Consider the following 12,016-nt stretch of genomic DNA (forward strand, 5'->3'; position numbering starts at 1 on the left):
ATTGAGCGCGACTAAATAACCCGCCGCCAAAGCAAAGAGGCAGATTAAAACTTTAAAAATTTTCATTTTGATCCTTTCGTTTTGAATTTTGCGCAATTTTACAATCCATAAATGAAATGAGAGTGAAATTTTGCCGAGCTTGATATTTGCCACAAACGGCGAAATTTAAAGACGCGCGAGCGCGGCGCGGTAAAATTTGCCTCAAAATTTTGAGGCTACGGCAAAATTTACGTTAAGTTGCACACTGTAATAAAACCGCGCTAAGGCTGGCCGAAATCGCTCGCTGTCATAAAGCCTGCGCCCAAGCCGCGCACGCCGCGCTATCTGCGTAAATTTTAAAATTTAGAGCGCACTAAAGCCCGTAAACTTGCGTAAATTTTAAAATTCCTAGCAAAACGCAACCGAGCGACCTTTGTAAATTTAAACCGATAAATTTACACTAAACCACGCAAACATGCGGCAAACCTAGCATTCTGCCGATTAAATTTAAAATTTACGCGCTGCGGCCGCAAGATAAAATTTCGCGACCATTCAGGAGCGGCGAATGATTAAATTTAAATTGCGCCGCGCCGATACGAAGCGGTATGTCGCATAGCCAAAAACCCGCGCCGTGCGGCAGTATAACGAAGCGCGAACAGTCGGATTCGCACTGCCTCCGCCACGTAGCAGAGTACAGCCATTTACATCGCGCGCAGCTGTGTAGCGGAGATAGCCCGATCCGCACCGCGTTGGCGTGTAACAAAGCACCGCGCATTAGATCCGCGCAGTGTCCGCTACGAAACGAGCAACGAGATCCGCTCCGGCGCGGTTTTAAAGATTCGCAACGACATAAAAAGTTATGAAGCTATCGCAATAAATCCGCCCGCGCCGCAGGCGAGTAAAATTTAGTGCAAAAAGTGGCGCACTCCCGTAAAATACATCGCCATGCCAAACTCGTCGGCGCTTGCGATCACTTCATCGTCGCGGATGCTGCCGCCTGGCTGCACGACCGCTGCGACGCCCGCAGCATGGGCGATCTCGATGCTGTCTTTAAACGGGAAAAACGCCTCGCTGGCAAGCGCGCAGCCGCGCAGATCGACGCCCACGTCGCGAGCCTTCGCTACTGCCGCACGTGCGGCGTCCACGCGGCTCGTCATACCCATGCCGATCGCGACCATCGCGCGAGCTTTGACGTAAACCACGCAGTTGCTCTTCGTAAGCGCGGCGATCTGCCACGCGATTTTTAGATCGTCAAGCTCGCTCTGGCTCGCCGCGCGCTTAGTGACGCAGCGGGCATTTGCGACCTCGCCCGCGCCTACGTAGTCGCGCTGCTGATACACAAAGCCGCCGTCAATAAATTTAAAATCATACTTGTCGTTTTCGCGAATTAAAAACTCCCCGCCCTGCTCGAAAATTTTAATGCGCTTTTTCTTTTCAAATACCGCAAGCGCCGCGGGCGTGACGCGAGCGGCAAGGATAACTTCGACAAAAATTTCATTGATTTTATGCGCTAGCTCCTCGTCCAAAACGCCATTTATCGCCACGACGCCGCCGTATGCCGAGACGGGGTCGCATTTTAGCGCCTCGGTGTAGCTTTCAAGCAGGCTCCCCTTTACGGCAAAGCCGCATGGATTGGCATGCTTGCAGATCGCTACCGCAGGCGCCTCCCCGAAGCTGCTAGCGAGCATCAGCGCGCCGTGCATATCGGTCATATTGTTAAAGCTCGCCTCGCCCTTTAGGCTCTTAAAGTGCTTGCTAAAAAACTCCTCGAACTCGTACAGCGCGCCCTTTTGGTGCGGATTTTCGCCGTAGCGAGTGTCGAATACCTTGCTGCCCATGATAAATTTTTTCGCGCCGAAGCCGCCGTTAAAGCGCTCGTTCATATAGTTTGCGATCATCGCGTCGTAAGCTGCGGTGTGCTCATAAGCTTTTATCATTAAATTTTGCCTAAATTTCAGCTTCTCGCTCTCGTCCGCGCCGCTTAAATTTTGTAAAACCGCGCCGTAATCAAGCGGACTCGTGACGACATAGACGCTTGCGAAATTCTTAGCCGCGCTTCGAACCATCGCAGGGCCGCCGATGTCGATGTTTTCGATGATCTCTGAAAAATCGTCGGTGCGGGCTACGGTCGCTTTAAAAGGGTAAAGATTCACGCATACGAGATCAATGCCGCCGATGCCGTAATGTGCGGCTTGGCTTACGTGATTTGCGTCGTTTCGCTTATACAAAATTCCGCCGTGGATCTTTGGATGCAGGGTCTTAACTCGCCCCTCAAACATCTCGGGCGAGCCCGTGTACTCGCCAACCTCGAGCGCCGAGGCGCCATTTTCGCGCAAAAGCTTAAACGTGCCGCCCGTGCTTAAAATTTCAAATCCGAGCCCCTGCAGCCCTTTGGCAAACTCTACGACGCCCTTCTTATCGCTTACGCTAATTAACGCTCTCATCTTTTCTCCTTTTAATTTATTCGCATAATTTTTTAAAAATCAGCTCGCGCATGTCGTTTGCGTTAAGCTGAAAATACAAAATCGCCTCGCGGCGAGCCTTTTGATACTCGCGCCTCGTCTTTTCATCTGCTGCGCCGAGCTTTGCGCCGTTAAATTTCGCCATACGCGCCGAACTCAGCTCTTTTAGCCTCTCGCCGCCCGGAGAGATGCCGCCGCTATAATTAAACCACTCTTTGCTTTGAAAAATATTAAATAAAATTTGAAAATCTACGAAATTTCCCTTATTATACTCGGCACAGACCCCCTTTTTGTGGCTTACGGCGTAGATCGCACCGTATCTGCGCTCGAAAAAATATAGTTTTATGAGCTTTGCGTTTTCGTCTAAATTTGCGCCGCCGCCGCCTAAAATCGCAAGCTTCGCATCGCCTCGCGTTTCGTAAGGGCCTAAAATCGCGCCGTTTTCGTAGAGATTGCCGCCGTAAAAAGCGTATTTCGTATCGCCAAGCTCGCTTGAAAGAACGTAGGTTTTATCGGTTTCGGGCGAGTTTTTGCCCGCGCAGCCGAGCAGCGACAGAGCCAAAAACAGAGACGAGATAAAAAATTTCATCGCGAAAAATCCTTTAAATTTTAAAATTTTGCCTAATTTATGAAGCGGAATCGGCAAAGCGAAATTTACTAAATTTACCGCATTTACCGCGCGCAAATTTTAAATTTGCTTCTCAAATGCCGCCGCTTTGCTCGCGCGGACGCAAATTTTAAAATTCTGCGCCGCTTGCAAAGGCTAAATTTAAAAGCCGCGACGCAAAACGCAAATTTAAACAGCAGCGCAAATTTAGCCGAAAAAATCGGCGCGAACCGGCTAAATTTAAAATTCGCGGCGCAGCTTTTATCGCCAAGCTAGGTTGGCGCCTCCTCTTGCCGCTTTTTAAAATTTTAAATTTACCTGCACATCCTGTTTTCCAGCTCATCCATAAGCGCGGCTATGTCATCATCAATCGCACCTTGCCGCTGCTGCTCGTTTAAATTTTGCGCGCCGATTTAAATTTTATAAGCCGCAAATTTAAAGCGGCGCGAAATCCAAACAGCACTAAATATAATAGATGCTGTTTTTGATATTTTTGCCGTCGATCTCGTTTTTGCGCCACGAGCTCTCGTCGTTTAGCACGATCCAGCGCTTCTCCTCCTCGCGATAAAACCAATCCTTGTCGATCTGATAGTAGATCTGACATCCCGAAATTTCGATGATGTTGGCGATGTTGTTGTCGTGGTAGTTGTTCTCATCAAAGTCGGTGAAAGTGCGCTGCCCCATCTCGGCGTAGAGCTCGTTTAAAATTTGAAGCATCTCGCTTAGGCGCGTATCCATCTTCTCGACCTGAAGCCCAAGCTCATTAGCCTCTCTGAATAAGATCGGATAGTCGTGCGACGGATAGCCGCTGTTTAGCTTGTCGCTGATAAAGGCGATCTTTTGCTCATCGTCGAAGTGGTAGCGCAGAATTTCGCGGCAAATTTTAAGCGACAGGCTGCTTGCGCGATCGACGGCGCCGAAAACGAGCGGATGGATATATTTGTAAAGCTCCTTGTACGGGTTCTCGTCGTTCGGGCGCTCGTTATTTTTCCAAAGCTTCACCACGCGGCTTAGCTCGTCCATCGAAACGTTGGCTTGATCGTTTGTGTTCGTAACCGGCGAAAGCTCGTGGCGTAGCGAAGTATCGACCGACGTTAGATATCCTAGCGGCCCCATTAAAATTTTATTCGCCCCAAGCGCCATCATCGTAGCCGCCGAAGCGCAGTTTGCCGGCACCAGCGCGATCAGCTCGTCGCAGTGGTTGCGCAGGATCGAGACGATCTTAAGCGAGGCGATACCGCTGCCGCCGTCAGATTTGATGTAAAGGTAGAGCTTTTCGAAATGCTTGCCCTTTAGGTGGTCGTTGATACTGATCGCGTCGTTGCCGCAGACGCTACCCGCGCCCGAATTAAAATAGGTAAGCAGCGGCGCGCCCAGATATTTCTCGATATTCGTGATCACCTCTTGCGTTTGCTTCATCAAGATCGGCGGTTGCTTCGCCGCCTTTTTGGCGCCCTGCTTCTGCGGCTCTTCGTCTTTGGATAAAAATCCCATGTTTTTCCTTTCGTGTTGGTTTGGTTTTTAAAATTTTATTTCATAAATAACAAGCAGCCTTAACGCTATTACATATTAAAATTTTAACATCCGCGCATACTTGCCGCCTTTATCTTGCACTTAAAATTCTCGTACCGCATGCTAGACTGCCTGCACGATGTGCATCAAGGCTGTATTAAGCGCCCTGCAGGTCTTACGAGCTTGGAATTTTAAAATTTAGATACAAATTAAACTGTGCCGCACGCTTTGACATTTCACTGCCGCGCCGCACCCAATCTCTCGCGACCTGAAATTTTCGCACGCCGCGCATATTGCGATATCGCGCCTTAAAATTCCTTTGCCGCACCTTATCGCCGTATCGCGATCCATCTTAAAATTTCAAGGCGCTTTGCGCCCTAAAATTTTAAAATTTCGCCCTACTTCTCGCCGAAGCGCTCCTTTAAAATTTTATACGCCTCATTGATCTCCTGAAGCTTCTTCGTGCCCTCCTGGATGATCTCCTCGTCCGCGCCCTTGCCCATCAGGATGTCGGGGTGGTATTTTTTCACGAGCTCGCGGTATTTTTTCTTGATCTCGTTAAACGTAGCGTCCTTGGGGAGCCCCAAAATTTCATACGGATCTCTTTTGCTTTTGGCGGAGCCTTGCGAGCCGCCCGAATAGTCACTACCATATCCGCCGTATGAACCGCCCGAACTTTGCGAGCCTCCGTAGCCCGAACCCGCCGTGCCGCCATATCCGTAGCCGGTGCCGCCGCCATAACTGCTACTTCCGTAGCCGCCCGTGCTTCTGCCGCCGTATTTGTCCCAATACCCGCCGCTTCTTGTGCTATAGCCGTCGTATTCGTCGTAAGTGGAGCTGCTTTGCGAGCCGCCGTTTTCGTAATATGTGCCGTAAAAACTGCGCTCAAAGGTCGCGAATATCTGGCTTTGGATATGCTCCGCAATGCCCAATCCGTCGCAAATCTGCGAGATTGTACGCCGCTCTGCCACGCTAAAACCGCGATCGACGTAGGCTAAATTTAAAAAGAAATAGATTAGCCCCGTTTTGCGACTCGGGCTCGGGCGGTAGGTTTGGTTATATTTTTCGGCGAGCTCACGCACATTTGCGAGGTTTTCTTTCTCGAGCTTATAAACGAGCTTCAGCGCCTGGCGTTCGCGCTCGCCGGCGCCCATTTGGCGCACCAAATCGTCTAAAATTTCGCTTATCATCGCGGCTTCGGACTCGCTTACGTGCCCGTCGCTTTTGGCGACCTTGGCTAGAAGCGCTACTAAAATTTTAGCCTCTGCTAGCTGCATTCGCGCCTTGCCGCGATAGCCGGAGTTGCCGAGAGCCCCGCCGATCTGCGCGAAAATATACAGCGCGATTAAAAGAAATATGATGCTAAGCACGCGCTAATCTTCGCTCTTTACGATCTTAGCAAACTCGCCGAAGTAAATTTCTTCTAGCGCGTTTATGTTTTTACGGACGGAATTTATGCGAAACGTTTCGCCGCCGCTGGTGCCTAGACGCATCAAGCTTAGCCCGTATTTTGCGGCCAGCTCTTTAAATTTCGCCTCGTCGCGGACGCCGAAAATCGCGCGCGAAAAGCTCTCGTCGAAAATATCTCTGCTATCGTCACATCTCATCTCAAACTCGCCGCCGATACCGCCTACGCACGCCATCTTAGCAAGCGTAATCGCCACGCCGCCGATACCTACGGAATTTGCAAATTCCAAAATCCCGCTCTTGCCGGCTTCTATCGCGAAGTCCCACAGCGCGCGCTCTGCCTTTAAATTTAACTCAGGCAGGCTGCCTGCGACGCGGTTTTCTACCGCTTTCATATAAAGCGAGCCCGCAAAAACGCCCTTCGTATCGCCTGCCAGATAGACGCTCACGCCGCTAGCGCAAAAATCGCTAGGGATGATCTCGCCCTCGTTTGTGCCCACGCACACGATCGCGGGAGTGGGCTGGATGCTAACGCCGCCCGTTTCATTATATAGGCTTACGTTGCCGCTGATGACCGGGGTATTTAGCGCGGCGCAAGCCTGCTTAATCCCCTCGCAACCCTGCGCGAACTGCCACATAACCTCAGGATTTTGCGGATTGCCGTAGTTTAGGCAGTCGGTGATGGCTAAAGGCGTCGCGCCGCTCATAGCGACCTTTCGCCCAGCCGATGCTACTGCGAGCGCCGCACCTATGCGAGGATGGACGTAATTCATCCGCGTGTTGCAGTCCGCAGCCATCGCGAGCTTTACGCCGTTTTGCTTAACTCGCATCACCGCAGCGCCCAGCATACCGGGGCGCTTGGCGGAGTTTAGCCCTACGTTGGCGTCGTATTGATCGTAGATGTAGGATTTATTTAGTACTTCGGGGTCTTCAAAAATTTTATCAAACGCCGAGTCCAGCTCGCGCTCGCTTGCACCGCAGCCGCATAAATTTTGCCGCGCGATCTGCGCCATATATGCAGGCTCTTTTATCGGACGATCCAGCACGGGCGCTGCCTCGCTAAGAGGCTCGATCGGGATAACACCCGCTAGCTCGCCGTGCCAAAAAAGCTCCATCTTGCCGCTATCCGTTACCTCGCCGATGACGGCGGCGTCAAGATCCCATTTGGCAAAAATTTCTTTGATTTTCTCTTCGCAGCCCTTTTTGGCGCAGATCAGCATGCGCTCCTGGCTCTCGCTTAGCATCAGCTCGTACGGGCTCATCCCCTCCTCGCGCATCGGCACCTTATCTAAGCTTAACCTCATGCCGCTACCACTGCGTCCAGCCATCTCAAAGCTGCTTGAAGTAAGCCCCGCAGCGCCCATATCCTGGATACCCACGACGTAATCGGTTTTAAAAAGCTCCAAGCACGCCTCCATCAGCAGCTTTTCGGCGAACGGATCGCCCACCTGCACGGTCGGGCGCAGGGATTTGTTCGCGTCGTTAAAGCTATCGCTCGCCATCACGGCTCCTCCGAGCCCGTCGCGCCCGGTTTTGGAGCCCGCGTAGATCACGCTATTGCCCACGCCTTCGGCTCTGCCGTAGAAAATTTCATCCTTTTTAACGATACCCAGAGCAAAGGCGTTAACTAAAATGTTGCCGTCAAAGCTAGCGTCGAACGTCGTCTCGCCGCCTATCGTAGGAATTCCCATGCAGTTGCCGTAGTGAGCGATACCGGCGACCGCGCCTTTTAGCAGATAGCGCTGCTTCCTGGCGTTTTCGCTCCTTCCTCGCACCTCGCCGAAGCGAAGCGAGTTCATATTGGCTTCGACGCGCGCGCCCATTGTAAAGATATCGCGCAGTATCCCGCCCACGCCGGTCGCAGCGCCCTGAAACGGCTCGATGAAGCTAGGGTGGTTGTGGCTTTCCATCTTAAAAACCGCAGCCATGCCGCCGCCGATGTCGATGACGCCTGCGTTTTCGCCCGGGCCTTGGATGACCCAAGGCGCTTTGGTCGGAAAGCCGCTTAAGTATTTTTTGCTCGATTTGTAGCTGCAGTGCTCGCTCCACATCGCGCTAAAAATCCCAAGCTCGAGCAGATTTGGCTCGCGACCTAAAATTTTTAAAATTTTTTCATATTCTTCGTCTGAAATTTTATGTGCCGCTACTACTTTTTTATCCATTTTTTCGCCCTTTTCGCCGTTAAATTTAAGTTGCAATAATAACTAAAATTTTCTATCATTTCGATTAATCTTCGCCCTTTTTAAGATACTTCTCGTAAAGTTTCGCCTCTTTTAAAAACGCGTAAAATGCGTTAATATTTGCCGTGATAAATCCCTTGCGCCCGTCAAAAAGCGATCTGCGCAAAATGTATGATTTAAAAAACGCAAACGGATAGATCAGCAAAAGCTTCGCGAGGCTCGGCTTTTTGCCCTTCTCAAAATCCCCCTGCGCGCGCAGCGTGGAGTAGTTGTTGTTTTTCATAACGAGCTCGGCGATCGGCTTTTCGCTAAAGTGATTAATACAAAATTTGCTCTTTTTCACCGCGCCCTTTATGATCGAAATTTGCGCGTGCACTCCCATATTTTTATACTCGCCGCACTCCTTGCGAAAGAAGCGGATATGGGTGTTTTTATGCACGAGATCGGAACACTTGCGCCCCAGCGAGTACTCGTGAAATTTAATATCCAGCGCCGAGTAATCGCTCTGGCTCATAAACTCCTCTATCTCGCCCTTTAGCTCAGGACTTACCTCCTCGTCGCCGTCGAGATTTAGCACCCATTCGTTGCTGCAGAGCGAAAATGCGTAGTTTTTCTGCACCCCCTCGCCCTGCCAGTCGTGGTGGTAAATTTTATCGGTAAATTTACGCGCGATTTGCAGCGTGGCATCGGTGCTGCCGCTATCGACGATTATGATCTCGGCGAAATCCGCCACGCTACGCAGCATACGCTCGATGTGGCGCTCCTCATTCATCACTATCGCATAAACGGACGCTTTAATCATAGTTTGTTCCTTATCCTCGTAAATTTCAGCCAAAAATCAAAAAACCCCTCCGTGCCCAAAATGCCGATACGCTTTACGGCGTATTTGTCGTCGCCCGTTTCGTAAAGTCCGCGCTTGACGACCACCGCGCCTTTAAAATTTGATCTAGCGATATTTAAAATTTCGTCGTTAAATTTACCGTACGGGTAGGCAAACACCTCGCAAGGCTGAGCGCAAATACGTGCTACGCGAGCTTTGGATTCGATGATCTCATCTGCGGCAAGCTTCGGATCGCTCGCGTAGGTAAGGTCTAAATTTACGTGGTGCATCGTATGCGCGCCAAACTCCACCAGCCCGCTTGCTTGCATTTTTAAAATTTGTTCCTCGTTTAGCATCCGTGCAAGATGAGCGGTGTTGGCGCGCTCCCAGTCGTTTTGCACGGCGTCCGGCACCAAAAATATGCTCGCTTTGAAATCGTATTTTTTCAAAATTTCAAAAGCGCTAGTAAAATTATTTTCAAACCCGTCATCGAATGTGATGCAAACCGCCTTTTTAGGCAGCCGCTCTAGCGCGATAAGCTCGCTAAGCTTAAAGCTTTTAAAGCCGTTTTTCGCAAGCCACGCGATCTGTCTTTCAAAATCCGCAGGCTTTAGCCGCCATTTATCGAATTTATCGCCCTTGTGCTCCTCTACGCTATGATACATCAGCACCCGCGCCTTATGCCAGCCCTGCGGGATCCGCCACCAGTTATACCGCAGCGAAACGCCTACCGCGGCGGCAAAGATCAGAAAAGCTACAAAACAAGTCATATCAAGCTCTTGTAAGCTTTGATGTATTGATTTACGACGTTAGACATATCAAATTCTCCTTTGCATTTTTCCTTTACTTTAGAAAAAATCGCCTTAAATTCTTCATAATTCTCATATACTTCGTTTAGTTTACGCCGTAGCGACAAAATATCTCTTTCAAATAGCAGCTCTTTGGGTAAAATTTCGGTGCAAATGCCCACTGCAGTAGAGATTAAAAGTGGCGAATAATATACGCCATCGATTGCCGTTAACCCATAAGCCTCAAATGCAGACGCAATGATTTGTAGATTACAAGCACTTAAATAATCTTGCAAATGATCCGTAAAGCCTGCAATATTTATCTTTTCTTCCAAGCCTAATTCTTTTATTAAATCCTTTAAATTCTCCTCTTCTTCACCACTACCGAATATTGTGCATTCAAAGTCAAAATTTACATCCGCCAAAGCCTTTATTATTATATCTATACCCTTGGGCGCAGATAACCTGGCGGCTGAAATGATACTAAATTTATTACTTCTATATTCTTTCTCTCCCCCCCCCCTTTTTTTTTGGTTTTTTATACGCCATCGCATTTTTGATGATTATGGAGTTTGTAGGCAAAATTTCTTTCGTATCCTCTAACACCGCCACGCATAGATCAGCTAGTTTATAATTTTTCTTCACCTGCAAAGTATGCTTCGTAGCCACCACTCCGATTCTCCTAGAGCCTAAAAATCGTGCTAAATTCCGTGCGCGATACATTATTTCAATTTCTTTTGTATTGTGACAATGAATTATGTCTGGTGAAATTTTAATTAAAAGCTGTGCTGTCTGTAGTAAAAACAATGGATTATATCTATTATGCTCGAAATTAAATTTGATTAAATTTACGCGTTCACTCAAATATGGTGCAATCTTTTCGTCGCTTAGCAAAAATACCTCATTAGTTTTTGCCATTTCATTACACAGATCGACGCAGACTTTCTCTGTTCCAGCGAACTGCTTCCATTGTAGCGTATGTAGAATTTTCATATCGCTCGCCCTTTCTTATAAATAAACTCACGCCATTCGTAAGGCTCGCTGTAAAAATCGTTCCGATCGCTTTTATCCTTTTCGCCGCGGCCGTCGCGATATTTACCGTCTCCGTAAAATTCATCGCAAATTTTGGCACCAATTTTATCGTCCTTACCATTGTCTTCGCAACCTACTGCGTGAGCCTCGTCATTAAATTTTAGTTTTTCATCGCTCTTTTTACCGTAAATTTTTCCGCCTTCGCTACGGCTATCATATCTCTCTCCAAGCTCGCCACCAACTTCACTGCAGTCGCCACTATCCGCATTTTTTAAATCTGCGCCGAAGCTCTCTTCAAAGATCGTCTCAAGCATAAATTTTGCCACTCGAGTGGCGTTTGCGGTCCTTAGCGTCTTGGCTCTGCCGCGCTGCGCGATACGCGCGTATTCGCCGCTAGAAAGAAGGCATTTGATCTTTGAAAAGCAATCCGCAGGATCATCAAAATAAACTATCTCCGAGCCATCCTCGTAAAGCCGCTCAAACCCCGCGATCTTGGGGCTAAAAGTGCAGACACCGCATCCTAAAAACTGCGCCATGCGGTCGCTCGCGCCGAGCAATTTATGAGCGTGCGCGCACTCAAGTTCGTCGTCGCGATTAAAATTTATCGCGATCTTCGCAGCCGCGATCTCGCGATGAAATTTATCGCCGAATACGGCAGGCGCGCTGAGGCTCGCAAAAATTTTAAGCCTAAGCCCCTCTTTTTCGCAAAAATCGCGCAGCAAAAGCGCAAATTTATACCTCACGTCCTCTTGATAATCGCGCGCTATGTAGATCACGTCGGTCGTTTTAGCGGCGTCTAGGCGTCTATCAAACGCCGCATCGGAGATGTTTGGGAAAAAGGCGAATTTCGCGCCGTATCTTGCTGAAAGATCACGCAGCTTCAGCGCATTCGCCCAAAAAAACACGTCGATAAAGCTTAGCTTTTCGAAAAATTCCCGTTTTTCTTGTAGATGATCGACGTACCAGATCGCGATTTTGATCTTAGGAAGTGCCGATTTTATCGCCCGCAGCGTGCCAAGACTGATCTTTTCGCCTTTGCCGATTAAAAGCAGATCGGCGCCGATATTTTCGCAGGTACGCACGAGCTTGGCGTTCATCTTCTCTAACCCGCTGTTTTTCAGCCCGCAAAAGCGCAAGCTCCGCTCCCAATCGCGGTAGCTAAAATCATAGACGAAGTGCCCGCCGCGAACGAGTCCGTGGCTGATCTTGCGCTCCATGCCGTAGAAAAA

10 protein-coding genes are annotated in these 12,016 nt (G+C 49.3%); all 10 read right to left on the reverse strand.

Features of this window, described 5'->3' with window-relative positions; translation table 11 throughout:
• Positions 1-884: 884 nt before the first annotated feature.
• The gene (gene purH / locus Q0257_RS03665) at positions 885-2,423 is read right to left on the reverse strand and encodes a bifunctional phosphoribosylaminoimidazolecarboxamide formyltransferase/IMP cyclohydrolase (protein ID WP_298021675.1); all 1,539 of its coding nucleotides are present in this window, start codon (positions 2,421-2,423) and stop codon (positions 885-887) included.
• Between the two features lie 16 nt (positions 2,424-2,439).
• Positions 2,440-3,030, reverse strand: a complete 591-nt coding sequence (locus Q0257_RS03670) for a hypothetical protein (protein ID WP_298021678.1) — start codon at positions 3,028-3,030, stop codon at positions 2,440-2,442.
• 480 nt (positions 3,031-3,510) lie between these two features.
• Complete coding sequence (locus tag Q0257_RS03675; protein WP_297882141.1) at positions 3,511-4,542, reverse strand: hypothetical protein; 1,032 nt, start codon at positions 4,540-4,542, stop codon at positions 3,511-3,513.
• Positions 4,543-4,958: 416 nt separating this feature from the next.
• A complete protein-coding gene (locus Q0257_RS03680) occupies positions 4,959-5,930 on the reverse strand; it encodes a molecular chaperone DjiA (protein WP_298021681.1) in 972 nt (323 codons plus the stop codon).
• A gap of 3 nt (positions 5,931-5,933) precedes the next feature.
• On the reverse strand, positions 5,934-8,129 hold the full coding sequence (gene purL / locus Q0257_RS03685) for a phosphoribosylformylglycinamidine synthase subunit PurL (protein WP_298021683.1): 2,196 nt from the start codon (positions 8,127-8,129) through the stop codon (positions 5,934-5,936).
• A gap of 64 nt (positions 8,130-8,193) precedes the next feature.
• Positions 8,194-8,982: a glycosyltransferase family 2 protein gene (locus Q0257_RS03690; protein WP_298021686.1), complete on the reverse strand. Its 789-nt coding sequence runs from the start codon at positions 8,980-8,982 to the stop codon at positions 8,194-8,196.
• On the reverse strand, positions 8,946-9,737 hold the full coding sequence (locus Q0257_RS03695) for a polysaccharide deacetylase family protein (protein ID WP_298021689.1): 792 nt from the start codon (positions 9,735-9,737) through the stop codon (positions 8,946-8,948). The genes Q0257_RS03690 and Q0257_RS03695 overlap by 37 nt, the downstream gene beginning before the upstream one ends.
• Positions 9,734-10,309, reverse strand: a complete 576-nt coding sequence (locus tag Q0257_RS03700; protein WP_298021692.1) for a glycosyltransferase — start codon at positions 10,307-10,309, stop codon at positions 9,734-9,736. The genes Q0257_RS03695 and Q0257_RS03700 overlap by 4 nt, the downstream gene beginning before the upstream one ends.
• Positions 10,254-10,748 (reverse strand): glycosyltransferase family 4 protein, encoded by a 495-nt coding sequence (locus tag Q0257_RS03705; protein WP_298021695.1) that lies wholly within the window; start codon positions 10,746-10,748, stop codon positions 10,254-10,256. Before Q0257_RS03705 ends, Q0257_RS03700 begins: the two co-directional genes overlap by 56 nt.
• Positions 10,745-12,016, reverse strand: a 1,272-nt coding sequence (locus Q0257_RS03710) for a glycosyltransferase (protein ID WP_298021698.1), incomplete at its 5' end; no start/stop codon positions are given. The genes Q0257_RS03705 and Q0257_RS03710, both read right to left, overlap by 4 nt.

The organism is uncultured Campylobacter sp. (assembly GCF_938018035.1).
Classification (GTDB): Bacteria; Campylobacterota; Campylobacteria; order Campylobacterales; family Campylobacteraceae; genus Campylobacter_B.

Bases quoted from the DNA above. Each gene is read 5' to 3' on its own strand.
- purH (WP_298021675.1), bottom strand. From the start codon at position 2,423: ATGAGAGCGTTAATTAGCGTAAGCGATAAGAAGGGCGTCGTAGAGTTT.
- Q0257_RS03670 (WP_298021678.1), bottom strand. From the start codon at position 3,030: ATGAAATTTTTTATCTCGTCTCTGTTTTTGGCTCTGTCGCTGCTCGGC.
- Q0257_RS03675 (WP_297882141.1), bottom strand. From the start codon at position 4,542: ATGGGATTTTTATCCAAAGACGAAGAGCCGCAGAAGCAGGGCGCCAAA.
- purL (WP_298021683.1), bottom strand. From the start codon at position 8,129: ATGGATAAAAAAGTAGTAGCGGCACATAAAATTTCAGACGAAGAATAT.
- Q0257_RS03695 (WP_298021689.1), bottom strand. From the start codon at position 9,737: ATGACTTGTTTTGTAGCTTTTCTGATCTTTGCCGCCGCGGTAGGCGTT.
- Q0257_RS03700 (WP_298021692.1), bottom strand. From the start codon at position 10,309: ATGCGATGGCGTATAAAAAACCAAAAAAAAAGGGGGGGGGGAGAGAAA.
- Q0257_RS03705 (WP_298021695.1), bottom strand. From the start codon at position 10,748: ATGAAAATTCTACATACGCTACAATGGAAGCAGTTCGCTGGAACAGAG.